Origin of the sequence: Streptomyces sp. Go-475, from assembly GCF_003330845.1 — a bacterium.
GTDB lineage: Bacteria > Actinomycetota > Actinomycetes > Streptomycetales > Streptomycetaceae > Streptomyces.
On sequence record NZ_CP026121.1, the window covers coordinates 1,780,954 to 1,806,845 of the forward strand.

At 74.0% G+C, this 25,892-nt stretch carries 22 protein-coding genes and 1 riboswitch; of the genes, 19 read left to right on the top strand and 3 right to left on the bottom strand.

Annotated features, from left to right (window positions below; all coding sequences use genetic code 11):
* Positions 1 to 27 precede the first annotated feature (27 nt).
* From C1703_RS08155 to cobC, 14 genes are all read left to right on the top strand, one after another.
* The gene (locus C1703_RS08155) at positions 28 to 249 is read left to right on the top strand and encodes a hypothetical protein (RefSeq protein ID WP_059422310.1); all 222 of its coding nucleotides are present in this window, start codon (positions 28 to 30) and stop codon (positions 247 to 249) included.
* Between the two features lie 178 nt (positions 250 to 427).
* Positions 428 to 502, top strand: a riboswitch (cobalamin riboswitch).
* A 122-nt stretch (positions 503 to 624) separates the two neighbouring features.
* Positions 625 to 1,566: a cobalamin biosynthesis protein gene (locus C1703_RS08160; protein ID WP_114251265.1), complete on the top strand. Its 942-nt coding sequence runs from the start codon at positions 625 to 627 to the stop codon at positions 1,564 to 1,566.
* A complete protein-coding gene (locus tag C1703_RS08165; protein ID WP_114251266.1) occupies positions 1,563 to 3,071 on the top strand; it encodes a cobyric acid synthase in 1,509 nt (502 codons plus the stop codon). Before C1703_RS08160 ends, C1703_RS08165 begins: the two co-directional genes overlap by 4 nt.
* Positions 3,068 to 6,724, top strand: a complete 3,657-nt coding sequence (gene cobN, locus C1703_RS08170) for a cobaltochelatase subunit CobN (protein ID WP_114251267.1) — start codon at positions 3,068 to 3,070, stop codon at positions 6,722 to 6,724. Before C1703_RS08165 ends, cobN begins: the two co-directional genes overlap by 4 nt.
* On the top strand, positions 6,721 to 8,715 hold the full coding sequence (locus C1703_RS08175) for a putative cobaltochelatase (RefSeq protein ID WP_114251268.1): 1,995 nt from the start codon (positions 6,721 to 6,723) through the stop codon (positions 8,713 to 8,715). Before cobN ends, C1703_RS08175 begins: the two co-directional genes overlap by 4 nt.
* A complete protein-coding gene (gene cobO / locus C1703_RS08180; protein WP_114251269.1) occupies positions 8,715 to 9,314 on the top strand; it encodes a cob(I)yrinic acid a,c-diamide adenosyltransferase in 600 nt (199 codons plus the stop codon). The genes C1703_RS08175 and cobO overlap by 1 nt, the downstream gene beginning before the upstream one ends.
* A complete protein-coding gene (locus tag C1703_RS08185) occupies positions 9,311 to 10,693 on the top strand; it encodes a cobyrinate a,c-diamide synthase (RefSeq protein ID WP_114257336.1) in 1,383 nt (460 codons plus the stop codon). Before cobO ends, C1703_RS08185 begins: the two co-directional genes overlap by 4 nt.
* Entirely contained in the window at positions 10,690 to 11,421 is a 732-nt protein-coding gene (gene cobI, locus C1703_RS08190; protein ID WP_114257337.1) for a precorrin-2 C(20)-methyltransferase, read from the top strand. Before C1703_RS08185 ends, cobI begins: the two co-directional genes overlap by 4 nt.
* Positions 11,422 to 11,471: 50 nt before the next feature.
* A complete protein-coding gene (gene cobM, locus C1703_RS08195; protein ID WP_114251270.1) occupies positions 11,472 to 12,290 on the top strand; it encodes a precorrin-4 C(11)-methyltransferase in 819 nt (272 codons plus the stop codon).
* Positions 12,287 to 13,522, top strand: coding sequence for a precorrin-6y C5,15-methyltransferase (decarboxylating) subunit CbiE (cbiE, locus tag C1703_RS08200; RefSeq protein ID WP_114251271.1), 1,236 nt, complete (start codon positions 12,287 to 12,289; stop codon positions 13,520 to 13,522). Before cobM ends, cbiE begins: the two co-directional genes overlap by 4 nt.
* Entirely contained in the window at positions 13,519 to 15,219 is a 1,701-nt protein-coding gene (cobJ, locus tag C1703_RS08205; protein WP_114251272.1) for a precorrin-3B C(17)-methyltransferase, read from the top strand. Before cbiE ends, cobJ begins: the two co-directional genes overlap by 4 nt.
* Complete coding sequence (locus C1703_RS08210) at positions 15,216 to 15,803, top strand: precorrin-8X methylmutase (RefSeq protein WP_037756942.1); 588 nt, start codon at positions 15,216 to 15,218, stop codon at positions 15,801 to 15,803. Before cobJ ends, C1703_RS08210 begins: the two co-directional genes overlap by 4 nt.
* A complete protein-coding gene (locus tag C1703_RS08215) occupies positions 15,800 to 16,738 on the top strand; it encodes a sirohydrochlorin chelatase (RefSeq protein ID WP_114251273.1) in 939 nt (312 codons plus the stop codon). Before C1703_RS08210 ends, C1703_RS08215 begins: the two co-directional genes overlap by 4 nt.
* Positions 16,728 to 17,783 (top strand): Rv2231c family pyridoxal phosphate-dependent protein CobC, encoded by a 1,056-nt coding sequence (gene cobC / locus C1703_RS08220; RefSeq protein WP_232840428.1) that lies wholly within the window; start codon positions 16,728 to 16,730, stop codon positions 17,781 to 17,783. The genes C1703_RS08215 and cobC overlap by 11 nt, the downstream gene beginning before the upstream one ends.
* A 4-nt stretch (positions 17,784 to 17,787) precedes the next feature.
* Here the strand turns inward: cobC and C1703_RS08225 are convergent, their stop codons facing one another.
* Entirely contained in the window at positions 17,788 to 18,438 is a 651-nt protein-coding gene (locus C1703_RS08225) for a hypothetical protein (protein ID WP_114251275.1), read from the bottom strand.
* Between the two features lie 56 nt (positions 18,439 to 18,494).
* Here C1703_RS08225 and C1703_RS38895 point away from each other — a divergent pair, with 56 nt between their 5' ends.
* Positions 18,495 to 19,145 carry a hypothetical protein gene (locus C1703_RS38895; RefSeq protein ID WP_157993086.1) on the top strand — a complete coding sequence of 217 codons (651 nt, stop codon included), beginning with the start codon at positions 18,495 to 18,497 and terminating at the stop codon, positions 19,143 to 19,145.
* Between the two features lie 290 nt (positions 19,146 to 19,435).
* Here the strand turns inward: C1703_RS38895 and C1703_RS08230 are convergent, their stop codons facing one another.
* On the bottom strand, positions 19,436 to 20,350 hold the full coding sequence (locus C1703_RS08230; protein ID WP_114251276.1) for an SCO1860 family LAETG-anchored protein: 915 nt from the start codon (positions 20,348 to 20,350) through the stop codon (positions 19,436 to 19,438).
* Positions 20,351 to 20,509: 159 nt separating this feature from the next.
* Positions 20,510 to 21,601 (bottom strand): amidohydrolase family protein, encoded by a 1,092-nt coding sequence (locus C1703_RS08235; RefSeq protein ID WP_114251277.1) that lies wholly within the window; start codon positions 21,599 to 21,601, stop codon positions 20,510 to 20,512.
* Positions 21,602 to 21,762: 161 nt separating this feature from the next.
* Here C1703_RS08235 and C1703_RS08240 point away from each other — a divergent pair, with 161 nt between their 5' ends.
* From C1703_RS08240 to ectB, 4 genes are all read left to right on the top strand, one after another.
* Positions 21,763 to 22,863: an aminotransferase class V-fold PLP-dependent enzyme gene (locus C1703_RS08240; RefSeq protein WP_232840429.1), complete on the top strand. Its 1,101-nt coding sequence runs from the start codon at positions 21,763 to 21,765 to the stop codon at positions 22,861 to 22,863.
* Positions 22,864 to 23,114: 251 nt separating this feature from the next.
* Positions 23,115 to 23,648 carry a DinB family protein gene (locus C1703_RS08245; RefSeq protein WP_114251279.1) on the top strand — a complete coding sequence of 178 codons (534 nt, stop codon included), beginning with the start codon at positions 23,115 to 23,117 and terminating at the stop codon, positions 23,646 to 23,648.
* Positions 23,649 to 23,987: 339 nt separating this feature from the next.
* A complete protein-coding gene (ectA, locus tag C1703_RS08250) occupies positions 23,988 to 24,494 on the top strand; it encodes a diaminobutyrate acetyltransferase (protein ID WP_114251280.1) in 507 nt (168 codons plus the stop codon).
* Between the two features lie 89 nt (positions 24,495 to 24,583).
* The gene (ectB, locus tag C1703_RS08255) at positions 24,584 to 25,855 is read left to right on the top strand and encodes a diaminobutyrate--2-oxoglutarate transaminase (RefSeq protein WP_114251281.1); all 1,272 of its coding nucleotides are present in this window, start codon (positions 24,584 to 24,586) and stop codon (positions 25,853 to 25,855) included.
* Positions 25,856 to 25,892 lie beyond the last annotated feature (37 nt).

Consider the following 25,892-nt stretch of genomic DNA (forward strand, 5'->3'; position numbering starts at 1 on the left):
CCCACCGGCAGCGAGAAGGAAGCAGAGATGAAGATCGACTGGGCGGCCCTCGGTTCCGTCTTCGGCGTGAGCCTCGTCGTCACCGTGGCCCTCGTGGGCCTGTTCACCCTCGGCATCACCGGCCTGTCGCGCCGCGAGCGCGCGGTCGCCCAGGGCGGGTCCGCGGGCCTCGCCGTCACGGGCGCGTACGCGTGCTTCGCGGCGTGCGCGGCGGCCGTCGGGTACGGCATCTATCTGATCGTGGCCTGACGGCCCGACCGCACATCGTGTCCGCCGGGCGGCACGGGACACCGGTCCCGTGCCGCCCGGTCGTCGTGTGCCGACAGAGGCCGGTGTGGGGTTCTCCACACTCTCCCCGCGCAGGTCAAGGGCAAGTTGACGGCGGTTCGCGGCCGTGGTGGACTTCCGGGGCCAGTACGGCGGCAGGAGAGGAAGCCGGTGCGAGTCCGGCGCGGTCCCGCCACTGTCACCGGGGTAGCCATCCCCCGGGAGCCAGGAACTCTCACCGCCGGTCACGTCGAACCAGGGCGCGGACACCCTGAGTGAGGACACATATCGCCATGCGCGGCTGCCGATCGAGGTTCAGCACACCACCCCTGCCTGCCCTGTTGGCCGGCTGAGCCCATGGGTGCCGGTCGCGTCTTCGCGTACGGTGCCGCCGCCGGCCTGATCGGTGACCTGCTGCTCGGCGATCCCCGCCGGGGGCATCCGGTCGCCGCGTTCGGGCGGGCCGCGGCTGCCGTGGAACGGGTGTTGTGGCGGGACCACCGCGGGTGGGGCGCGTTGCACACCTTCGTGTGCGCGGGAGGCGCTGTCGCGCTGGGGACCGTCGCCCAGCGTGCGGTGCGCTCCTGCGCCGTCGCCTCCGTCGCGCTCACCGGTGCCGCCACCTGGGCCGTCGTCGGGGGGACTTCGCTCGCGCGCGAGGCTCGGATCATCGGACGGGCCCTGGAGGCGGGGGATGTCGAGGCGGCCCGGGCTCGGCTGCCGCATCTGTGCGGGCGGGACCCTCAGTCCCTCGACGCCGACGGCATCGCCCGGGCCGTGGTCGAGTCCGTAGCCGAGAACACCTCCGACGCGGTCGTGGGGGCGCTGGTGTGGGGAGCCGTCGGCGGAGTGCCGGGGCTGCTCGGGTTCCGGGCCGTCAACACCCTCGACGCCATGGTCGGGCACAAGTCGGCCCGTTACCGGCGCTTCGGGTGGGCCTCCGCGCGGCTGGACGACCTCGCGGGGTGGCCGGGGGCGCGGCTGACCGCCGTGCTCGCGGCGCTGGCCGGGCCGGATCCGCGCGGGGCCGTGCGCGCCTGGCGGGCGGACGCGGCGCAGCATCCGAGCCCCAACGCCGGGCCCGTGGAGGCCTCGTTCGCGGGGGCGCTGGGGGTGCGGCTGGGCGGGACCTTGTCGTACGGCGGGCGGGTCGAGCATCGGCCCGTGCTCAACGGGGCGGGGCGCCGCGTCGGCACCCGGGACATCGAACGGGCTGTGCGGCTGTCCCAACGCGTGGGTTGGCTCGCGCTCGGCGTCTGTGTCGCCGCGCGCCGCATCACGAAGGGGCGTACGTCATGAGTGGTGGTCTTCTCGTCGCCGGTACCACCTCCGACGCGGGCAAGAGCGTCGTGACCGCCGGGATCTGCCGGTGGCTGGTGCGGCAGGGCGTCAAGGTCGCGCCCTTCAAGGCGCAGAACATGTCCCTGAACTCGTTCGTGACACGCGAGGGCGCCGAGATCGGGCGGGCGCAGGCCATGCAGGCGCAGGCCTGCCGGATCGAGCCGACCGCGCTGATGAATCCCGTGCTGCTCAAGCCCGGGGGCGAGCAGAGCAGTCAGGTCGTGCTGCTCGGCAAGCCGGTCGGGGAGATGAGCGCGCGCGGCTACCACGGCGGGCGGCAGCAGAAGCTGCTCGGGACGGTGCTGGACTGTCTGGAGCAGTTGCGGGGCACGTATGACGCGGTGATCTGTGAGGGGGCCGGTTCGCCCGCCGAGATCAACCTGCGGCGGACCGACATCGTCAACATGGGCATCGCCCGCAACGCCGGGCTCCCGGTGCTCGTCGTGGGCGACATCGACCGGGGCGGTGTCTTCGCCTCGTTCTTCGGGACGGTGGCGCTGCTGTCCCGCGAGGACCAGGAGTGCGTCGCCGGGTTCCTCGTCAACAAGTTCCGCGGGGACGTCTCCCTGCTGGAGCCGGGCCTGGACATGCTCCACGACCTCACCGGGCGCAGGACCTACGGCGTGCTGCCCTTCCGGCACGGGCTCGGCATCGACGAGGAGGACGGGCTGCGCGTGTCCCTGCGGGGAGCCGTGCGGGAGTCCGTGGTCGCGCCGCCGCTCGGCGAGGACGTGCTGCGCGTCGCCGTGTGCGCCGTGCCGCTGATGTCCAACTTCACCGACGTGGACGCCCTGGCCGCCGAACCGGGCGTCGTGGTGCGGTTCGTGGACCGGCCGGAGGAGCTGGCCGACGCCGACCTCGTCGTCGTGCCCGGCACCCGCGGCACGGTCCGCGCGCTGGACTGGCTGCGCGAGCGGGGACTCGCCGACGCCCTGGTGCGCAGGGCCGCCGAGCAGCGGCCCGTGCTCGGTGTCTGCGGCGGCTTCCAGCTCCTCGGCGAGCACATCGAGGACGACGTCGAGAGCCGCCGGGGCCACGTCGACGGGCTGGGGGTCCTGCCCGTGCGGGTGCGGTTCGCCCGCGAGAAGACCCTCACCCGGCCGGAGGGCGAGGCCCTCGGGGAGCGCGTCGAGGGCTACGAGATCCACCACGGGGTCGCCGACGTCACCGGCGGCGAACCCTTCCTGGACGGCTGCCGGGTCGGCCAGACCTGGGGCACCCACTGGCACGGCTCACTGGAGTCGGACGGCTTCCGGCGGGCGTTCCTGCGCGAGGTGGCGGCCGCCGCGGGCCGCCGTTTCGTGCCGGCTCCGGACACCTCGTTCGCCGCGCTGCGCGAGGAGCAGCTCGACCGGCTCGGCGACCTCATCGAACAGCACGCGGACACCGGCGCGCTGTGGCGGCTCATCGAGTCCGGCGCGCCGCGAGAACTGCCCTTCATCCCACCGGGAGCACCCGCATGAGCACTGTCTTGTTGTTGTCGACCGCCGACACGGACCTGCTGGCGGCCCGGGCCGCCACCGGTGCCTCGTACCGGATCGGCAATCCGACCCGCGTGGACGTGCGCGAGGAGCTGCCGGCTCTGCTGGACGGCGCCGACCTCGCCGTCGTGCGGCTGCTCGGCGGCAAGCGGGCCTGGGAGGACGGACTGGCCGCGCTGAAGGCCTCCGGGATCCCCACCGTGCTGCTGGGCGGTGAGGCCGTGCCGGACGCGGAGCTGATGGCCGAGTCGTCCGTGCCGGCCGGTGTCGTCGCGGAGGCGCTGAAGTACCTCGTGGAGGGCGGGCCGGAGAACCTCACCGAACTGGCCCGGTTCCTGTCCGACACGGTGCTGCTCACCGGTGAGGGCTTCGCCGCGCCGCGCAAGATGCCCGAGTACGGCGTCCACGGCGAGCGGACGTACCTCGAGGGCCGTCCGACCGTCGGCGTGCTCTTCTACCGGGCCCACGAGCTGAGCGGCAACACCGCCTTCGTGGACACCCTGTGCGACGCGATCGAGGCCCACGGCGCCAACGCGCTGCCCGTGTACTGCGGTTCGCTGCGCGGCGCGGACGAGGGGCTGTACGAGATCCTGGGCCGGGCGGACTCCCTGGTCGCCACCGTCCTGGCCGCCGGCGGCACGCACGCCTCGCAGGCCTCGGCGGGCGGCGACGAGGAGGCCTGGGACATCGGTGCCCTGGCCGAGATGAATGTCCCGGTGCTGCAGGGGCTGTGCCTGACGTCCTCGCGGCAGGCCTGGGAGGAGTCGGACGCCGCCCTCTCCCCCATGGACGCCGCGATGCAGGTGGCGATCCCGGAGTTCGACGGGCGGCTGATCACCGTGCCGTTCTCCTTCAAGGAGCAGGGCCCGGACGACGTGCCCGTGTACGTGGCCGACCCGGAGCGTGCCGCCCGGGTCGCCGGGATCGCCGTACGGCACGCCCGGCTCAAGCACAAGGAGAACGCGGAGAAGAGGCTCGCGCTGGTCTTCACCGCGTACCCGACCAAGCACTCGCGGGTCGGCAACGCGGTCGGGCTGGACACGCCGGCCTCGGCGGTGCGGGTGCTGGACGCGCTGCGGGACGCCGGGTACGCCGTCGAGGGGTACCCGGACAACGGCGACGAGCTGATCCACCAGCTGATCGAGGCCGGCGGGCACGACGTGGAGTGGCTGACGGAGGAGCAGCTCGCCTCGGCGCCCGCGCGGGTGCCGCTGGCGGACTACCGGGCCTGGTTCGACAAGCTCGACCCCGAGCTGAGGGACGCCATGACCGAGGCGTGGGGCGAGCCGCCGGGCTCGTTGTACGTCGACGGGGACGACATCGTGCTGGCGTCCCTGCGGTTCGGGAACGTTGTGGTGATGATCCAGCCGCCGCGCGGCTTCGGCGAGAACCCGATCGCGATCTACCACGACCCGGACATGCCGCCCTCGCACCACTACATGGCCGCCTACCGGTGGCTGGAGAACAGCTTCGGCGCCGACGCCATCGTCCACATGGGCAAGCACGGCACCATGGAGTGGCTGCCGGGCAAGGGCCTCGGGCTGAGCGGCGGCTGCGCCCCGGACGCCGTCCTCGGCGACCTGCCACTGATCTACCCGTTCATCGTCAACGACCCGGGCGAGGGCACCCAGGCCAAGCGCCGCGGCCACGCCACCGTCGTCGACCACCTCGTGCCGCCGATGGCCCGCGCCGACACCTACGGCGACCTGGCCAAGCTGGAGCAGCTCCTCGACGAGTACGCGCTCGTCTCCGACCTGGACCCGGGCAAGGCCCCGGCCGTGCGGGCGCAGATCTGGACGCTGGTGAAGGCGGCCGAACTCCACCACGACCTGCACGTCGACGAACAGCCGGACGACGAGGAGTTCGACGAGTTCGTCATGCACATCGACGGCTACCTGTGCGAGATCAAGGACGTGCAGATCCGCGACGGCCTGCACATCCTGGGCGGCGGGCCGGTCGGCGAACCGCGCGTCAACCTGGTGCTGGCCGTGCTGCGCGCCTCGCAGGTGTGGGGCGGGCAGGCCAACGCGCTGCCGGGCCTGCGGGCCGCGCTGGCGGAGCACTTCGGGCTGGTGGAGAAGGAGCTGCTGGCCGAGCCGGGCGCCCCGGTGAAGGTGCCGGCCGAGCTGACGGACCTGGTCGGCGGCCCCGCCCGCAGCGCCGCCGACGCGATCGACCTGCTGGAGCAGCTGTGCCGGCGGATCGCCGAAGGCATGGAGGAGCGCGGCTGGGCGGTCGCCGAGAGCGCGCCGCTGGTGCGGGAGGTCCTCGGCGCCGAACTGCCCGAGGCCGTCGCCGTGCTGGAGTTCGCCTGCAACGAGGTCGTGCCCCGGCTGGCGCGCACCACCGACGAGATCGGGCACATCCTGCGCGCCCTGGACGGCGGTTACGTCCCGGCCGGTCCCTCCGGCTCACCCACCCGCGGTCTGGTCAACGTCCTGCCGACGGGCCGCAACTTCTACTCCGTCGACCCCAAGGCGATCCCGTCCCGGCTCAGCTGGGAGGTCGGGCAGTCGCTCGCGGACTCGCTGGTGCAGCGGTACCTGACGGACACCGGCGAGTACCCCAAGTCGGTCGGCCTGACGGTGTGGGGCACCTCCGCCATGCGCACCCAGGGCGACGACATCGCCGAGATCCTGGCGCTGCTGGGCTGCCGACCGGTGTGGGACGACGCCTCGCGCCGGGTGACCGGGTTCGAGGTGATCCCGCTCGCGGAGCTGGGCCGGCCGCGCATCGACGTCACGGTCCGCATCTCCGGGTTCTTCCGGGACGCGTTCCCGCACGTGGTGGGGCTGATCGACGACGCCGTGCGGGCGGTGGCCGAGCTGGACGAGCCGGCCGAGTCCAACTACGTCCGGGCGCACGCCGACGAGGACACCGCCGAGCACGGCGACCGCCGCCGCGCCACCGCCCGTATCTTCGGCTCCAAGCCGGGGGCGTACGGGGCCGGTCTGCTGCCGCTGATCGACGCCCGCAACTGGCGCTCCGACGCGGACCTCGCCGAGGTGTACGCGGTGTGGGGCGGCTACGCCTACGGGCGGGGGCTCGACGGGCGGGCCGCGCGCGGGGACATGGAGACGGCGTTCAAGCGGATCGCGGTCGCCGCGAAGAACGTCGACACCCGCGAGCACGATCTGGTCGACGCCGACGACTACTTCCAGTACCACGGCGGCATGGTCGCCATGGTCCGTCACCTGACGGGCGCGAGCCCCGAGGCGTACGTCGGCGACTCGGCCACCCCGGACCAGGTGAAGACCCGCACGCTCGGCGAGGAGACCCACCGGGTCTTCCGGGCCCGGGTGGTCAACCCGCGCTGGATGGCGGCCATGCGGCGGCACGGCTACAAGGGCGCCTTCGAGATGGCGGCGACCGTGGACTACCTGTTCGGGTACGACGCCACGGCCGGGGTCGTGGACGACTGGATGTACGAGAAGCTCAGCGCCGAGTACGTCTTCGACCCGGAGAACCGGGACTTCATGAAGAAGTCCAACCCGTGGGCGCTGCGCGGCATCACCGAGCGGCTGCTGGAGGCCGCGGAGCGTGGGCTGTGGGCCGAGCCGGACGCCGAGACGCTGGAACGGCTGCGCGCCACCTACCTGGAACTCGAAGGCGACCTGGAGGGCGACGACCAGTGACCACCCCCTTTCCGTTCACGGCCGTCGTCGGCCAGGACGACCTGCGGCTCGCGCTGCTGCTGAACGCCGTGTCACCGGCGGTCGGCGGTGTGCTGGTGCGCGGCGAGAAGGGCACCGCCAAGTCGACGGCCGTGCGGGCGCTGTCGGCGCTGCTGCCTCAGGTCCCGGTCGTCCCCGGCTGCCGTTTCTCCTGCGACCCCGTCTCCCCCGACCCGGGGTGCCCGGACGGGCCCCACGAGACCGGCGGCGGTGTCGAGCGGCCCGCCCGCATGGTGGAGCTGCCCGTCGGCGCCTCCGAGGACCGGCTGGTGGGCGCGCTGGACATCGAGCGGGCCCTCTCCGAGGGCGTGAAGGCCTTCGAGCCCGGCCTGCTCGCCGACGCGCACCGCGGGATCCTCTACGTCGACGAGGTCAACCTCCTCCACGACCACCTGGTCGACCTGCTGCTGGACGCCGCCGCGATGGGCGCCTCGTACGTCGAGCGCGAGGGCGTCTCCGTACGGCACGCCGCGCGGTTCCTGCTCGTCGGCACGATGAACCCCGAAGAGGGCGAGCTGCGGCCGCAGTTGCTCGACCGGTTCGGGCTGACCGTCGAGGTCGCCGCCTCTCGGGAGCCGGACCAGCGGGTCGAGGTGGTGCGCAGGCGGCTGGCGTACGACGACGATCCGGCCGGGTTCGCGTCCCGGTGGGCCGAGGAGGAGGCGGAAGTACGGGCGCGGATCGTGGCGGCGCGTGAGCTGCTGCCGTCGGTGCGGCTGGGCGACGGGGCGCTGCGGCAGATCGCGGCGACCTGCGCGGCCTTCGAGGTGGACGGCATGCGCGCCGACATCGTGATGGCCCGGACCGCGACCGCGCTGGCGGCCTGGGCGGGGCGGACCGACGTGCTCGCGGAGGACGTGCGGCAGGCGGCCCTGCTGGCCCTCCCCCACCGGCGGCGGCGCAATCCGTTCGACGCGCCGGGGCTGGACGAGGACAAGCTCGACGAGACGCTGGAGGAGTTCGGCGGCCCGGAGGACGACGACCCGGATCCGGACCCCGGGCCGGACGGGCCCGGCGGGGGCGGCGGGCAGCCCGACCCCGGCGAGGGTCCCGAGGGTGGTGACACCGGTGCCCGGCCCGAGGCCGGGGAGGGCGGGCAGCCGCAGCCGTCGGGCGGTGGCGAGCAGTCGGCCGTACGGCCCTCCGAGCCGTTCCGCACGAAGGTGCTGAGTGTGCCCGGGATCGGCGAGGGCCTGGCCGGGCGGCGTTCGCGGGCGCGGACCGAGCACGGGCGCACCACCGGGGCCAGGCGGCCCCGCGGCGCGCTCACCAAGCTGCACCTGGCGGCGACCGTGCAGGCCGCGGCCCCGCACCAGCGGGCGCGCGGACGGTCCGGGCCGGGCCTGGTCGTGCGCCGGGACGACCTGCGGCAGGCCACCCGCGAGGGGCGCGAGGGCAATCTCGTGCTGTTCGTGGTGGACGCCTCCGGGTCGATGGCGGCCCGGCAGCGGATGAGCGCCGTGAAGGGCGCCGTGCTGTCGCTGCTGCTGGACGCCTACCAGCGGCGGGACAAGGTGGGTCTGGTGACCTTCCGGGGCACGGGCGCGGACGTCGCGCTGCCGCCGACCTCGTCGGTGGACGCGGCGGCGGCCCGGCTGGAGTCGCTGCCGACGGGCGGGCGGACGCCGCTCGCGGCGGGGCTGCTGCGCGCGCACGACGTGCTGCGGGTGGAGCGGCTGCGCGATCCCGCGCGGCGGCCGCTGGTCGTGCTGGTGACCGACGGGCGGGCCACCGGTGGCCCCGAGCCGGTCGCCCTGGCCGGGCGTGCGGCTCGGCTGTTCGCGGCCGACGGGGTCGCCTCCGTCGTCGTGGACTGCGAGTCGGGGCCCGTGCGGCTGGGGCTGGCCGGACAGCTCGCGGGTGAGCTGGGCGGCACGGCCGTGACCCTGGACGAGCTGCGGGCGGACAGCATCGCCGGGCTGGTGAAGGACGTACAGAGGAGGGCCGCGTAATGCCGCAGGGACAGCCGAGTGTGGTGCCGGACGACGGACTGACGACCCGGCAGCGCCGCAACCGGCCGCTGGTCGTGGTGCACACGGGCGTCGGCAAGGGCAAGTCCACCGCCGCGTTCGGGCTCGCGCTGCGGGCCTGGAACCAGGGGTGGCCCATCGGGGTGTTCCAGTTCGTCAAGTCGGCGAAGTGGAAGGTCGGCGAGGAGCGGGCGCTGCGGGTGCTCGGCGACTCCGGCGAGGGCGGCACCGTCACCTGGCACAAGATGGGCGAGGGCTGGTCCTGGGTGCAGCGCGACGCCCAGATGGACAACGAGGAGAAGGCCCGGGAGGGCTGGGAGCAGGTCAAGCGGGACCTCGCGAACGAGACGTACCGGCTGTACGTGCTCGACGAGTTCGCGTACCCGATGCACTGGGGGTGGGTCGACACCGACGAGGTCGTCGACGTCCTGCGGAACCGGCCCGGGACGCAGCACGTGGTGATCACCGGGCGCAACGCCCCGGAGAAGCTCGTGGACCTCGCCGACCTCGTGACCGACATGTCCAAGGTCAAGCACCCCATGGACGTCGGGCAGAAGGGGCAGAGAGGCATCGAGTGGTGAGTGCTTCCGTCCCTCGGCTGGTCATCGCCGCGCCGTCGTCCGGCAGCGGCAAGACCACCGTCGCCACGGGGTTGATGGCCGCGTTCGCCGCGCGGGGGCTCACCGTGTCCCCGCACAAGGTCGGACCGGACTACATCGACCCCGGGTACCACGCGCTCGCGACCGGGCGGGTGGGGCGGAACCTGGACGCCTACCTGTGCGGGCCCGACCTGGTCGGACCGTTGTTCCTGCACGGGGCGCGGGGGTGTGACATCGCCGTCGTCGAGGGCGTGATGGGGCTGTACGACGGGGCGGCCGGGGAAGGGGAGCTGGCCTCCACCGCGCAGGTCGCGAAGCTGCTGCGGGCGCCGGTGGTGCTGGTCGTCGACGCGTCGTCGCAGTCGCGGTCCGTGGCGGCGCTGGTGCACGGGTTCGCGTCCTGGGACCCGGAGGTACGGGTCGGGGGCGTGATCCTGAACAAGGTCGGGTCCGATCGGCACGAGGAGCTGCTGCGGGAGGCGCTGGATTCGGCCGGGGTGCCGGTGCTGGGGGTGTTGCGGCGGGCGGAGCAGGTGGAGACGCCGTCGCGGCATCTGGGTCTCGTGCCGGTCGCCGAGCGGCGGGCCGCGGCGGTGGAGGCCGTGGCGGCGATGGGGGCGCAGGTCGCCGCCGGTTGCGATCTCGACGCGTTGACGGGCCTGGCACGGAGTGCGGGTGCGTTGTCGTGTGCGGCTTGGGACGTGGCTGAGGCCGTCGCCTCGCCCGCCCACCACCCGGCGCGGTCGGACGAGCGGCAAGCGCCCGTCGTCGCCGTCGCCGGTGGCCCCGCCTTCACCTTCTCCTACGCCGAACACACCGAACTGCTCACCGCCGCCGCAGCGGAGGTCGTCACGTTCGACCCGCTGCGGGACGAGGAACTGCCCGAAGGGACCGCCGGGTTGGTGATCGGGGGCGGTTTCCCCGAGGTGTACGCCGCCGAGCTGTCCGCCAACGAACCGTTGCGCAAGGCCGTCGCCGAGCTGGCGAACAGCGGCGCTCCCGTGGCCGCCGAGTGCGCCGGGCTGCTGTACCTGTGCCGGGAGCTGGACGGGCTGCCGATGTGCGGGGTGCTGGACGCCGGGGCGCGGATGAGCGAGCGGCTCACGCTGGGCTACCGGGACGCCGTGGCCGTCGGCGACAGCGTGCTCGCGGCGGCCGGGACGCGGATGCGCGGGCACGAGTTCCACCGGACCGTCGTGGAGCCCGGGTCGGGGGCGGAGCCCGCCTGGGGCGTCCGCACGCCCCGGCCCCGGGTCGAAGGTTTCGTACAGCGCGGTGTGCACGCGAGTTATCTGCACACGCACTGGGCGTCCGAGCCCGGTGTGGCCCGTCGGTTCGTGGAGAGGTGCCGGACGTCATGAGCAGCAGGCTGGTCGGAGTCGGGGTCGGCCCCGGGGATCCGGAGCTGGTGACCGTCAAGGGCGTCAACGCCCTGCGCGCGGCGGACGTGGTCGTGGTGCCCGTGATGGACACGGGCGAGCGCGGGCGGGCCGAGGCGACCGTGGTGCACTACGTGCCCGAGGAGAAGGTCGTCCGGGTCGTGTTCGCGCTGAACGAGCGCAGCGACCGGGCCCGCCGCGAGGCCGCCTGGGACGCGGCGGGCGAGCGGGTCGCCGACCTGCTGCGCGCCCACGCGACCGTGGCCTTCGCGACCATCGGCGACCCCAATGTCTACTCGACCTTCACCTATCTCGCGCAGACCATCGCCGAGCTGGTGCCGGGGACCGTCGTCGAGACCGTGCCCGGGATCACCGCCATGCAGGACCTCGCCGCCCGCTCGGGTGCCGTGCTGACCGAGGGGACCGAGCCGCTCACGCTGGTGCCCGTCACCGCGGGGGCGACCGTGCTGAAGGAGGCCCTCGCCGGGCCCGGGACCGTCGTCGCCTACAAGTTCGGCCGGCAGGCGCACGAGGTCGCCGAGGCGCTGCGCGAGACCGGGCGGATCGGGGACGCGGTGTGGGGCTCGGCGCTGGGGCTGGCGGAGGAGTCGATCCGCCCGGCCGCCGACCTCGACGGCGCTCCCCTGCCCTATCTGTCGACGCTCATCGCGCCCGCCCGGCGCGAGGGCGGCCGGGGCGGAAAGCTCTGACCCTGCCGCCCGCCCATCACCGTCAAATCCCTGTACGAGAGGACCCACCCATGGCCGACGCCCCCGCCGGCAAAGTGACCTTCGTCGGTGCCGGCCCCGGCGCCGCCGACCTGCTGACGTTCCGCGCCGCGCGCGCCATCGCCGAGGCCGACGTCGTGATCTGGGCGGCCAGCCTGGTCCAGGCCGAGGTCCTCCACCACGCGCGTGAGGGCGCGGAGATCCTCGACTCGGCGGCCATGTCCCTGGAGGACGTCGTCGCCGTGTACGAGCGGGCCCGCCGCGAGGGCCTGAAGGTCGCTCGTATCCATTCCGGCGACCCCGCCCTGTGGGGCGGTACGCAGGAGCAGCTCGACCGGTGTGCCGAGATCGGGATCGCGACCGAGATCGTGCCCGGGGTGTCGTCCTTCTCGGCCGTGGCGGCGCTGGCGCGGCGCGAGCTGACCATCCCGGAGGTCGCGCAGTCCGTGGTGCTGACCCGGCTCGGCGGCGGCAAGACACCCATGCCGCCCGGTGAGGAGGTCCGCGAGTTCGCCAAGCACGGCACCACCATGGCGGTCTTCCTGTCCGCCGCCCGCAGCGGGCAGCTGGTGCGGGAGCTGCTGGAGGGCGGGTATCCGACGACGACCCCGGTCGTGGTGGCGTACCAGGCGACCTGGCCGGAGGAGCTGGTCGTGAAGTGCACGATCGGCACGCTGGAGGAGACGGTCAAGGAGCACAAGCTCTGGAAGCACACGCTGTTCCTGGTCGGCCCGGCCCTCGACGCGCACGGCACCCGCTCGCACCTGTACCACCCGGGGCACTTCCACGGGTACCGCAAGGCCGACCCCGAGGCCCGCCGGGCGCTGCGCGAGCGGGGGGCGAGTACGTGATCACGGTGATCGGCACGGGGACGGGGGCGGCGCCTTCCGGTGACGTCCTCGCCGGTGCCGAGCTGGTCGTGGGCGGGCGGCGGCATCTGGACGCCGCCCGGCTGCCGGACGGCGTCGAGCGGGTCGTGCTCGGGCCGCTCGCGCCTGCGCTCGACATCATCGGGGAGTACCTCGCGAAGGACCGGCCGGTGGTGGTGCTGGCCTCCGGGGATCCCGGGTTCTTCGGGATCGTCCGGGTGCTGGCCGAGCGGTTCGGGCCGGAGCGGCTGGACGTGCGGCCCGGGGTGTCGTCGGTCGCCGCCGCGTTCGCGCGGGTCGGGCTGCCGTGGGACGACGCCGTGGTGGTGAGCGCCCACGGGCGTGGGCTGCGCACGGCCGTCAACGTGTGCCGGGCGCGGGCCAAGACGGCCGTGCTGACCGGGCCGGGTGCCGGTCCGGCCGAGCTGGGTGCGGCCCTGGCGGGCTGGGACCGGGTGATGGTCGTCGCCTCCGGGCTCGGCTCGGCGGACGAGCGCGTGGCGCGGGTGACGCCCGCCGAGGCCGCCGCCCGGGACTGGGGCACGGCGGTGAACGTGGTGCTGTGCCTGGAGCCGGCCCGGGCGCTCGGGCCCGTGCGCACGGTCGCGGGACCCGGGGAGCGGCCGGCCGGCTGGGCCCTGGACGAGGCGGAGTTCGCGCACCGCGACTCGATGATCACCAAGTTCGAGGTGCGGGCGCTGGCCCTGGCCCGGCTGGGTCCCCGGCTGGGTGACCTGGTGTGGGACGTGGGCGCGGGCTCCGGCTCGGTGGCCGTGGAGTGCGCCCGGCTCGGGGCGGCCGTCGTCGCCGTGGAGAAGGCGCCCGACGGGGTGGAGCGCGTCCGCGCCAACGCCGCCGCGCACGGGGTGGACGTACGCGTGGTGCACGGCGCGGCGCCGGAGGCGCTGGAGGAGCTCGCCGACGACCCGGACGCCGTGTTCGTCGGGGGCGGCGGGCGGGAACTGCCCGCGATCGTCGCCGCGTGCGCCCGGCGGGCCCGGCGCACCGTGGTCGTCGCGATGGCCGCGCTCGATCGGGTGCCGGCCGCGCGCGAGGCCCTGACGAGCGCCGGGTTCTCCTGCGACGGGGTGCTGTCGCAGTCGTCCCGGCTCGCGCCGCTGCCGGGCGATGTGACCCGGCTGGCGGCGACCAATCCGGTTTTCCTGTTGTGGGGTGTCCGTGAGCCCCTGGATCGTGAGGGAGTTGCCCAGTGATCGGCCTCATTTCCGCCACCGCGGCGGGGGCGGCGGCACGCGACCGGCTGGCCGCGGCGTGGCCGGACCGCACCCGCGTGTACGACGGGCCCGTGGGGGACGCCGTCCGGCGGGCGTTCGCGGAGTGCGAGCAGCTCGTGTGCTTCCTGGCGACCGGCGCGGTCGTGCGGATCGTCGGCCCGCTGCTGGCCGACAAGGCGAGCGACCCGGGCGTGGTCTGTGTGGACGAGGCCGGGCGGTTCGCCGTGTCGCTGGCCGGCGGGCACGGCGGCGGCGCGAACGAACTGGCCCGCGCGGTGGGTGAGGTGCTGGGCGCCGAGCCCGTGGTGACCACCGCGACGGACGCCGTCGACCTGCCCGGCCTGGACACGCTCGGCCTGCCCGTGGAGGGCGATGTCGCCGGTGTCTCGCGGGCCCTGCTCGACGGTGAGCCGGTGGCGCTGCGCGCCGAGGTGCCCTGGCCGCTGCCGCCGCTGCCGGTGGCGGCCGACGGGGCGTACACGATCCGGCTGACGGACCGGCTGGTCGAAGCGGCCGAGCGGGAAGTGCTGCTGCGGCCCCCGTCCCTCGTCGTCGGCGTGGGCGCCTCCTCGGGCGTGCCCGCCGAGGAGGTGCTGGAGCTGGTCGAGTCGGCGCTGCGGGAGGCGGGGCTGTCCGCCCGCAGCATCGCCGAGGTCGCCACCGTCGACGCCAAGTCCGAGGAGCCCGGCATCGTCGAGGCCGCGCGGCGGCTCGGGGTGCCGCTGGTGACGTACCCGGCCGGGGAATTGTCCGGCGTCGAGGTGCCCAACCCGTCCGACGCGCCCCTCGCCGCCGTCGGCACGCCCTCGGTCGCGGAGGCGGCGGCGCTGCTGCGCGGCGGCGAACTGCTCGTGCCCAAGCGGAAGTCGGAGCGCGCCGACGGCACCCCGGCGATGGCGACGTGTGCCGTCGTACGGCGGCCCGGGCGCGGGCGGCTCGCGGTGGTCGGGCTCGGGCCGGGCGCCCGGGACCTGCTGACGCCGCGGGCGAAGGCCGAACTGCGGCGCGCCGCCGTGCTCGTCGGGCTCGACCAGTACGTCGACCAGATCCGGGACCTGCTGCGGCCCGGCACGCGGGTGCTGGAGTCGGGTCTCGGCGCCGAGGAGGAGCGGGCCCGCACCGCCGTCGAGGAGGCCCGCAAGGGGCAGGCCGTCGCGCTGATCGGCAGCGGCGACGCGGGCGTGTACGCCATGGCCTCGCCCGCGCTCGCCGAGGCCTCCGACGACATCGACGTGGTCGGGGTGCCCGGGGTGACGGCGGCCCTGGCGGCGGCCGCGATCCTGGGGGCGCCGCTCGGCCACGACCACGTGTCGATCAGCCTGTCCGACCTGCACACGCCCTGGGAGGTCATCGAACGCCGGGTGCGGGCGGCGGCCGAGGCGGACATCGTCGTCACCTTCTACAACCCGCGTTCGCGCGGCCGCGACTGGCAGCTGCCGAAGGCCCTGGCGATCCTCGCCGAGCACCGCGAGCCCGAGACGCCGGTCGGTGTGGTCCGCAACGCCTCGCGGCCGGACGAGTCCAGCCGGCTCACCACCCTGGGCGCTCTCGACCCGGCGACGGTCGACATGATGACGGTCGTGACCGTGGGCAACACGGCGACCCGGGACATCGCGGGGCGCATGGTGACGCCGCGCGGCTACCGCTGGCAGAGCGGGCGGGAGGGCGCCGAGTGAACCGCGTCGTGCATCCCATCGAGGTCGAGTCCTACCGCCGGCTGCGCGCCCGGCTGGACACCTCCCACTTCCCGCCGCTGACCCGGGCGGTCGTGGAGCGGGTCATCCACTCCGCCGCCGACCTCGACTACGCCACCGACCTCGTGATGGCCGAGGCCGACCTGGAGAAGGCGCACGCGGCGCTGCACGCCGGGGCGCCCGTCGTGGTGGACGTGGAGATGGTCGGGGCCGGCATCACCCGCCGCGAGACCGTCTGCCGTCTGAGGGACGCCGAGGCCGGGCCCGGGCTGACCCGGTCCGCGCACGCGATCCGGCTCGCCTACGAGCAGGTCGGCCCGGGCGCCCTGTGGGTGATCGGCAACGCCCCCACCGCGCTGGAGGAACTGCTGACCCTGGACGCCGACCCGGCGCTCGTCATCGGCCTGCCCGTCGGGTTCGTCGGCGCCGTCGAATCGAAGGCCGCGCTGCGCGAGAGCGGGCTGCCCGCCGTGAGCAACGTGTCCGAGAAGGGCGGTTCGGCGGTCGCCGCCGCCGCGCTCAACGCCCTGCTGTACCACCCCACTTCCGCCGAGGAGAAACTGTGACCACCCCGCCCGCCCTGCTCATCGCCGGCCACGGCACCCGGGACGACGCCGGAGCCGAGGCGTTCCGCGACTTCGTACGGGAACTGGGGGCCCGCCACCCCGAACTGCCCGTCGCGGGCGGCTTCATCGAACTGTCCCCGCCGCCGCTCGGCGAGGCCGTCACCGAGCTGGTCGGGCAGGGCGTGCGGCGCTTCGCCGCGGTGCCGCTGATGCTGGTGTCGGCCGGGCACGCCAAGGGCGACATCCCGGCCGCGCTGGCCCGCGAGAAGGAGCGCCACCCCGGCATCTCGTACACGTACGGGCGTCCGCTGGGCCCGCACCCGGCGCTGCTGAGCGTGCTGGAGCGGCGGCTGGACGAGGCGCTGGGCGCCGGGTCCGGGCGGACGCCCGGGGACCGCTCCGACGTGACGGTGCTGCTGGTGGGGCGCGGGTCGACGGACCCGGACGCCAACGCCGAGGTGCACAAGGCGGCGCGGCTGCTGTGGGAGGGGCGCGGCTACGCGGGCGTCGAGACGGCGTTCGTGTCGCTGGCGGCGCCGGACGTGCCGAGCGGGCTCGACCGGTGCGTGCGGCTGGGCGCGAAGCGGATCGTGGTCCTGCCCTACTTCCTGTTCACGGGCATCCTGCCGGACCGGGTGCGGCAGCAGACCGAGGGCTGGGCGGCCGCGCACCCGGAGGTCGAGGTGCGCTCGGCCGACGTCATCGGTCCCGAGCCGGAGCTGCTGGACCTGGTGTGGGAGCGGTACGAGGAGGCTCTCAAGGGCGATCTGCGGATGAACTGCGACTCGTGCGTGTACCGCATCGCGCTGCCGGGCTTCGAGGACAAGGTGGGGATGCCGCAGCAGCCGCACTTCCACCCGGACGACGACGACCACCACCACGGTCACGGGCACGGTCATGGGCACCACCACGGCGCGCACTCGCATGCCCACTGACGACGGGCCCGATCTGCGGCACCACGGGGACGCGGAGGTCCGCGACGACGGCGGCTCCCTCGTCGACCTCGCGGTGAACGTCCGCGCGGACACACCGCCGGCCTGGCTGCGGGAGCACATCGCCGGGTCGCTGGGCGGGCTCGCGGCCTACCCGGACGGCCGGGCGGCGCGCGCGGCGGTGGCGGCCCGGCACGGGCTTCCGGTGGAGCGGGTGCTGCTGACGGCGGGCGCGGCGGAGGCGTTCGTGCTGCTGGCGCGGGCGCTGAAGGTGCGGCGGCCGGTCGTCGTCCATCCCCAGTTCACGGAGCCGGAGGCTGCGCTGCGGGACGCGGGGCACACGGTCGACCGGGTGCTGCTGCGGGAAGCGCACGGCTTCCGGCTCGACCCGGCGGCCGTCCCCGAGGACGCGGACCTGGTCGTGATCGGCAACCCGACGAACCCGACGTCGGTGCTGCACCCGGCGGACACGATCGCCTCCCTCGCCCGGCCCGGGCGGGTGCTGGTGGTGGACGAGGCGTTCATGGACGCCGTGCCGGGCGAGCGGGAGTCCCTGGCCGGACGGGTCGACGTGCCCGGGCTCGTGGTGCTGCGCAGCCTGACCAAGACCTGGGGACTGGCCGGGCTGCGGATCGGCTACGTGCTGGCGGCGCCGGAGACCGTCGAGGAACTGGAGCGGGCCCAGCCGCTGTGGCCGGTGTCGACGCCGGCGCTGGCGGCGGCCGAGGCGTGCATGGGGCCGCGGGCGGTGGCCGAGGCGGCGCACGCCGCCCACCGCATCGCGGCGGACCGGGCCCACCTCCTGGCGGGTCTCGCCCGGTTCGCGCCGGCCGGACTGCGGGTGGCCGGGCCCGCGGAGGGCCCCTTCCTCCTGGTCCGCCTGCCGCACGCGTCCGCCGTACGCCGGCGCCTGCGCGACCTCGGCTACGCCGTGCGCCGCGGTGACACGTTCCCGGGCCTCGGCGGGGAATGGCTGCGGCTGGCGGTGCGGGACCGGAGGACGAGTGACGGCTTCCTCCGGGCGCTGGAGCGTGCCGTGGCGGGCTGACGGCTCAGATCCCTGTCGCCTTGGGCTGGCCCGTCCCGGCCGGGGCGCCGTCCTGGGGGCGGCGGGACAGCAGGACGCTGGTGACGGCGATCCACAGGCCGCCGGCCATGAAGGCGAAGAACCCGGCCCAGGGGACGAAGACCAGCACGCCGATGACGACGGCGGCCCAGGCCAGCCAGCGGGGCAGGGGGCTGACCGCGGCGCGGACGGTGGCCAGGCCCGCGCCCAGCAGCAGCACGCCCAGGCCGCCGACGAACGGGATGAAGAAACTCTCGCTGAGGGCGTTGAGGGCCTGGAGCGCCGGGCCGGACGCCGTCGGTTCGTCGGCGAGGTCCACCAGGGCCAGCGTGAGCGCGGACCCGGTCAGGAAACCGAGGGCGAGCAGCAGCCCGCCGCCCAGGACCACCCGGTGCAGCCAGCCGCCGCCGGCCGGGACGTCCCGGACGACGTGGGCCAGGTGGGCGGCGAAGAAGACGAAGAAGACCGCCGCCAGCACCAGCAGGTACAGGCCCGCCCCGGTCCGGGCCTCGTGGTCGGCGTAGAACGCCCTGGCCTCGGAGCCGGTGGCGTCGTAGTCGGGGGTGTCGCCGAAGAGCAGGAAGCCGACCAGGGTCAGGACGACGGCCACCAGTCCGGTCAGCGGTGCGACACGCATGAGGACCTCCCGCCCGGCAGGGTCCCCCCTCACCTTCCACGCTGGCAGAGGTCCGCGTGGCCCGCCATGCGGGCCCGGGCGCCAACTCCGGCGGCGGGCCGGCCTTCCCTGTTGGCCGCCATGCGAGCCCGCACATCAACTCCGGCAGCGGGCCGGACGACCGCGTGAACCGCCACGCGAGCCCGCACACCAAAACCGGCAGCAGGCCGGACGACCACGCGGACCGCCACGCAAGCCCGCACACCAAAACCGGCAGCAGGCCGGACGACCACGCGGACCGCCACGCAAGCCCGCACACCAAAACCGGCAGCAGGCCGGACGACCACGCGGACCGCCACGCAAGCCCGCACACCAAAACCGGCAGCAGGCCGGACGACCACGTGAACCGCCACGCAAGCCCGCACACCAAAACCGGCAGCAGGCCGGACGACCACGTGAACCGCCACGCAAGCCCGCACACCAAAACCGGCAGCAGGCCGGACGACCACGTGAACCGCCACGCAAGCCCGCACACCAAAACCGGCAGCAGGCCGGACGACCACGTGAACCGCCACGCAAGCCCGCACACCAAAACCGGCAGCAGGCCGGACGACCACGTGAACCGCCACGCAAGCCCGCACACCAAAACCGGCAGCAGGCCGGACGACCACGTGAACCGCCACGCAAGCCCGCACACAAAACCGGCAGCAGGCCGGACGACCACGTGAACCGCCACGCAAGCCCGCACACCAAAACCGGCAGCAGGCCGGACGACCACGTGAACCGCCACGCAAGCCCGCACACCAAAACCGGCAGCAGGCCGGACGACCACGTGAACCGCCACGCAAGCCCGCACACCAAAACCGGCAGCAGGCCGGACGACCACGTGAACCGCCACGCAAGCCCGCACACCAAAACCGGCAGCGGGCCGGACGACCACGTGAACCGCCACGCAAGCCCGCACACCAAAACCGGCAGCAGGCCGGAGGTCCGCGTGGTCCGCGTGCGAGCCCGGGCGTCAGCTCCGGCGGCGGGCCAGGGCGACCGCTCCTCCGCCGGCGGCGAGCAGGGCGAGCGCGCCGCCCACGAGGTACGGCGTCGTCGAGCCGCCGCCCGTCTCGGCCAGGCCCTCGTCCTCGGCGGGTGCCCCCTGCGGCCTGACGCCGGCGGGCGGGGCGGAGGATTCGGCCGGGGGCCGGGCCGCGGCTTGCGGTGCGGGTGTCCGACAGCTCGCCTCGGCCAGGGTGAGCGTGCCGGTGACCTCGGCGACGTTCAGCTTCCCCGGGTTCACCGACACCTTGAGTTCGAGGGCGGTGGCGGCGGCCGAGCGGGCCGTCGTCCGGGTGTGGGACAGGTCCAGGCGCACCTCGCCGACCCCCGGTACCCGGACGTCCGTCGGGCCCCCGGCGGTCAGGGTCACGCGCTTGCCCAGGACGGTCACCGAGCCGGGCACGTCGGTCGTGGCGACCGGCTCGCGGCCGACCTCGCAGACGGCCCGGGACGTGATCTGCTCGACCTCGATGAGGGACAGCAGCGGCAGGCCGGGGACGTGCAGGCGGGCATGGGCCAGGGTGGTGCTCGCCTCGGCTTTCGCGGCGGTCGTCGTGGCGCTCGCCCGTGCCGCCTCCGCGCGCAGCACGCTGAAGGGCCGGCCGCCGTCCACGGCGTCCAGGCGGGCCGTCAGTGTGGCCTTCTCGGCGCTCCGCGGGGCCGCGACCTCGTTGAGGGAGACGGCGAGCGGGACGTTCACCGACTTGTTCAGCAGCGAGACGTCCAGGCCGGTGCGCAGGACGGCGGCGCTCGCGCGTCCGTGGTCGCCGGTGGCGTGCGCCGGGCTCACGCCGGTCAGGGCCGCGGGCCCGGCGGCGAGGGCCGTGGCCGCGGCGACGGTCGCCAGCCGGCGTGCGGGCATGCGGAAGGAAGTGCTGTTCACGGTGGGGACTCCCAGGAGAGACAAGCTCGGGACCCGCAAAGAATCGCGCCGCCCGGGGAACGGCGTCAGCGAACTGACACCGCTTCACTCCAACGTGACGAGACCGACGATGCATTCGAATCCCTCGGCACAGGCGTTCCCCACCGTCACCCCTGGTGGCTAGCCGACCACGCGCCCGTTCAGCACCACGCGACGCGGTGACGTCAGCACCCGTACGTCCGTGCGCGGGTCCTCGTCGTAGACGACCAGGTCGGCGGGGGCGCCCTCGTCGAGGCCGGGGCGGCCGAGCCAGGTGCGGGCGCGCCAGGTGCCGGCCGCCAGGGCCTCGACGGGCGGGATGCCCGCGGTGACCAGTTCGGCGACCTCCGCCGTAGCCAGACCGTGGGCGAGGCCGCCGCCGGCGTCGGTGCCGACGAAGACGGGGATGCCGGCGTCGTAGGCGTTGCGGACGGTGTCGTAGCGGCGGGCGTGGAGCCGGCGCATATGGTCCGACCAGCGCGGGAACTTGGCCTCGCCGCCGTCGGCGAGCTGCGGGAAGGTCGCGATGTTGACGAGGGTCGGCACGATGGCGACGCCGCGCTCGGCGAACAGCGGGACGAGGTCCTCGGTCAGGCCCGTGGCGTGCTCGATGCAGTCGATGCCGGCCTCGACGAGGTCCCGCAGGGAGTCCTCCGCGAAGCAGTGCGCGGTGACCCGGGCGCCCAGGCGGTGCGCCTCGGCGATCGCCGCCTCCACCGCGCCGCGGGGCCAGCAGGCCGACAGGTCGCCGAGGTCGCGGTCGATCCAGTCGCCGACCAGCTTCACCCAGCCGTCGCCGCGCCGGGCCTCCTGGGCGACGTAGGCGACCAGGTCCTCGGGCTCGATCTCCCAGGCGTAGTTGCGGATGTAGCGGCGGGTGCGGGCGATGTGCCGGCCGGCGCGGATGATCTTCGGGAGGTCGTCGCGGTCGTCGACCCAGCGGGTGTCGGAGGGCGAGCCGGCGTCGCGGATGAGCAGCGTGCCTGCGTCCCGGTCGGTCAGCGCCTGCTTCTCGGCGACGTCCTGCGGGACCGCGCCGTGCCGGTCGAGCCCGACGTGGCAGTGGGCGTCGACGAGGCCGGGCAGGGCCCAGCCCTCGACGGTGCGGATGTCGCGGGCGCCGGCGGGGCGGTCGTAGGAGACGCGGCCGTCGACGACCCACAGTTCGTCCCGGACGTCCTCGGGCCCGACGAGCACCCGTCCCTTCACGTGCAGCACCGCGTGATCGCTCATGTACGGCACCTTAATGAGCCGCCGGTCGTGGCCTGAAGGGGCCCGGTGTGCGGGATTCCGCCTCGATGGGGACCGGTGCCCAGGGGCTCCGCCGCGAAGGGGCGCGGAGGCCGCCGGTTACCCTCGATGCGGTCGAACCTGTGAGTGAAGAGAGCTTTGCCGTGACGCATCCGTTTCTGGACCTGGCCCCGCTCGGCGCGGACCGCTTCGCCGCGATCGAGGACAGCGTGGCGCGGCTGCTGAGCACCGATCAGGACGTGGTGATCATGCAGGGTGAGGCGCTGCTGCCGCTGGAGGGCGCGATCCGCGCCGCGGCCGGGCCGGGCACGACGGCGCTGAACGTCATCACGGGCCCGTACGGGCAGACGTTCGGCGACTGGCTGCGGGACTGCGGCGCGACGGTGGTCGACCTGGCGGTGCCCTTCCACACCGCGGTCACGGCCGAGCAGATCCGGGAGGCCTTCGCCGAGCACCCGGAGATCGACTTCGTGTCCCTGGTGCACGCGGAGGCCGCGACCGGCAACACCAACCCGGTCGCGGAGATCGGCGAGGTGGTGCGGGCGCACGGGGCGCTGTTCTACCTGGACGCGGTGGCGTCGATCGGGGCGGAGCCGGTGCTGCCGGACGCGTGGGGCGTGGACCTGTGCGTGATCGGGGCGCAGAAGGCGATGGGCGGCCCGGCCGGGGTGTCGGCGGTGTCGGTGAGCGAGCGGGCCTGGGCCCGGATGGCGGCGAACCCGAAGGCGCCGCGACGGTCGTACCTGTCGCTCCTCGACTGGAAGGAGCGGTGGATCGACGGCGGCCGCAAGGCGCTGCTGCACGCGCCGGCGCAGCTGGAGATGCTGGCGCTTCAGGCGTGCGTGGAGCGGATCGAGGCGGCCGGGCTGGACACGGTGATGGCCCGGCACGCGTCGGCCGCGGCGGCCACCCGGGCCGGGGCGCTCGCACTCGGGGGCGGGCTGGAGCCGTACGTGTACGAGGCGCGGGACGCGGCACCGGTCGCGACGACGCTGCGGGCGCCGGCCGGGGTGGTGGCGTCGGAGCTGGTGGGCCGGGCCCTGGAGGCGGACCCGGCAGCCCCGGTGGCCGCCGGCGGAGGCGCGCTGGCCAAGGAGATGATCCGCGTCAACCACTACGGCGCCGACGCGACACCCGGCGCGGTCCGGGCAAGCCTGACGGCACTGGGGGCCGCCCTGTCGGAGAAGGGGCTGTCGGTGGACGTGGAGGGTGCACTGCGGGCGGCGGAGCCGGCGTGGCGGTAGTGGCCGCGCGCCGCCGGGGCGGTGGCGGGGGCACTGCAGGCCGCCGACGCGGCTTGGCGGTGGCCGCCGGCCGCCAGGGCAGCGCGGCGATGGCCGCTGATCTCCGGACAGCGCGGCGGTAGCCGCCGGCTGAGATCCACCACGGGTTCCTCCCTCGGCTCTCGGCCCCTGGCCCGCCGGACCGGCCAGATCATGTCGGTCGGCGGCACGCGGCACCCGGCGGTGCCGGGGGCCCGTGCCATGCTCCCCGTATGACCACCGACACACCTTCCGGTGCCGCCCTCCCCGACGGCCGTCCCGTCCCCCTGCTCACCGGCGACGAGCGGGCCATGCTCGAGAGCTGGCTCGACTTTCACCGGGCCACGCTGGAGCTGAAGTGTGCCGGGCTGGACGACGCGCGGGTGCGGATCCCCTCGGTGCCGCCGTCGCAGCTGACGCTGCTGGGGCTGGTGCAGCACCTCGCCGAGGTCGAGCGGAACTGGTTCCAGCGGGTGGTCGGCGGCGCCGACGTGCCGCCCGTGTTCGAGGACGGGACCGGCTACGCGCTGGATCCCGCGCGGGGGCTCGACGAGGCGCTCGGGATCTGGCGGCGGGAGATCGCGCGGGGGCGGGAGCTGTGCGCCGGGCTGCCGCTGGACCACGTCGGGCGGGTGGCCGGGGGGCCGGTGCCCGGGATGGAGGTCAGTCTGCGCTGGGTGCTCCTGCACATGATCGAGGAATACGCGCGGCACAACGGTCACGCCGATCTCCTGCGGGAACGTATCGACGGAGTGACCGGGGCCTGAATTACACGTGTTTTCCGCAACATCTCACATGTAAGCTGGCACACAATTAAGAATACTTCCAAGAACAGCTTCCCGTATTCTTCTGCCCGCTTTTCCCGGTCGTAAACGCGTAGATTTTGAGGACACTCGGCGAGGCAATTCGGGGAGGTCTCGTGGCGGTTACACGGCTGTGACGCGTTACACACCGTGACGGCTTTGCCCGGTATTATCCGGACAACATCGGGCATAACGCAGCCCTCCCCTGCGTGCCCTCGCGCCCGCGTGATAACACAGACGAGCCTCATTCGTAACCCCCACCGGCGATGCAATTTTGAATTTCGCTGGGTAAGTTCAATTCGCATGACTGCCGTACAAGCAGATCCGCAAATCGACCGCCCCACGGTGGCTGACGGAGCCGCACTCTGGCGGATGGCGAAGGACTCGAAGGTTCTCGACCTGAACTCGTCCTACAGCTATCTGCTGTGGTGCCGCGACTTCGCCGCCACGTCGGCCGTCGCGCGTGACGAGCACGGCGAGCCGATGGGCTTCACCACCGGGTACGTGCGGCCGGACAGCCCGCGCACCCTGCTGGTCTGGCAGGTGGCGGTGGACGAGGCCCACCGCGGGCGCGGGCTGGCAGCCGCGCTGCTCGACGGTCTGGTCGCGCGGACCGTGGCCGAGCGCGGGGTGACGACGGTGGAGACCACGATCACCCCGGGCAACACCGCCTCGGAGCGCCTGTTCACGTCCTTCGCCGAGCGTCACGGCGCGCGACTGGAGCGCGAGGTGCTGTTCGACACGGGCCTGTTCCCCGACGGGCCGCACGACCCGGAGGTCCTGTACCGCATCGGCCCGCTGCCCCACTGAGACTTCCCCGCTGAGACTCCCCCACCGAGACTCCCCCTGACTCCCGCAGACTTCGCAGACTTCCCCCACGCACCGAGGAGCGATTCGTCGTGACCATCACCCAGCCCGACCTGAGCGTCTTCGAGACCGTCGAGTCCGAGGTACGCAGCTACTGCCGCGGCTGGCCCACCGTCTTCGACCGTGCGGTGGGCAGCCGCATGTACGACGAGGACGGCCATGAGTACCTCGACTTCTTCGCCGGAGCCGGGTCGCTGAACTACGGGCACAACAACCCGGTCCTGAAACGCGCGCTGATCGACTACCTGGAGCGGGACGGCGTCACGCACGGGCTCGACATGTCGACCACCGCCAAGCGCACGTTCCTGGAGGCCTTCCAGAACCTGCTGCTGCGCCCGCGCGACCTGCCGTACAAGGTCATGTTTCCCGGCCCCACCGGCACCAACGCCGTCGAGGCCGCGCTGAAGCTGGCGCGCAAGGTGAAGGGGCGCGAGTCGATCGTGTCGTTCACCAACGCCTTCCACGGCATGTCGCTGGGCTCGCTGGCCGTCACCGGCAACGCCTTCAAGCGGGCCGGCGCCGGCATCCCGCTGGTGCACGGCACGCCGATGCCGTTCGACAACTACTTCGACGGCCAGGTCCCGGACTTCCTGTGGTTCGAGCGGATCCTGGAGGACCAGGGCTCCGGCCTGAACAAGCCCGCCGCCGTGATCGTCGAGACCGTGCAGGGCGAGGGCGGCATCAACGTGGCGCGGCCCGAGTGGCTGCGTGCGCTGGCCGACCTGTGCGAGCGGCAGGACATGCTGCTCATCGTCGACGACATCCAGATGGGCTGCGGCCGTACCGGTGCGTTCTTCTCCTTCGAGGAGGCCGGCATCACGCCGGACATCGTCACCGTCTCCAAGTCCATCAGCGGCTACGGCCTGCCCATGTCGCTCTGCCTGTTCAAGCCCGAGCTCGACGTCTGGGAGCCCGGCGAGCACAACGGCACCTTCCGCGGCAACAACCCGGCCTTCGTCACGGCCACCGCCGCGCTGGAGACGTACTGGGCGGACGGCTCCGCCATGGAGAAGCAGACCCGCAAGCGCGGTGAGCAGGTCGAGCAGGCGCTGATCTCCATCACGGAGGAGAACCTGGCCGACGTGAAGGAGTACCGGGGCCGCGGCCTGGTGTGGGGCATGGAGTTCCACGACAAGGCCCGCGCCGGCAAGGTCGCCAAGCGCGCCTTCGAACTCGGGCTGCTGATCGAGACGTCCGGCCCGGAGAGCGAGGTCGTGAAGCTGCTTCCCGCCCTCACCATCACGCCCGAAGAACTGGACGAGGGCCTGACGACGCTGGCCCGCGCCGTCCGCGAGACCGCCTGACCAACCAACCGGCACCACCCCACCTAGGAGGCATCGC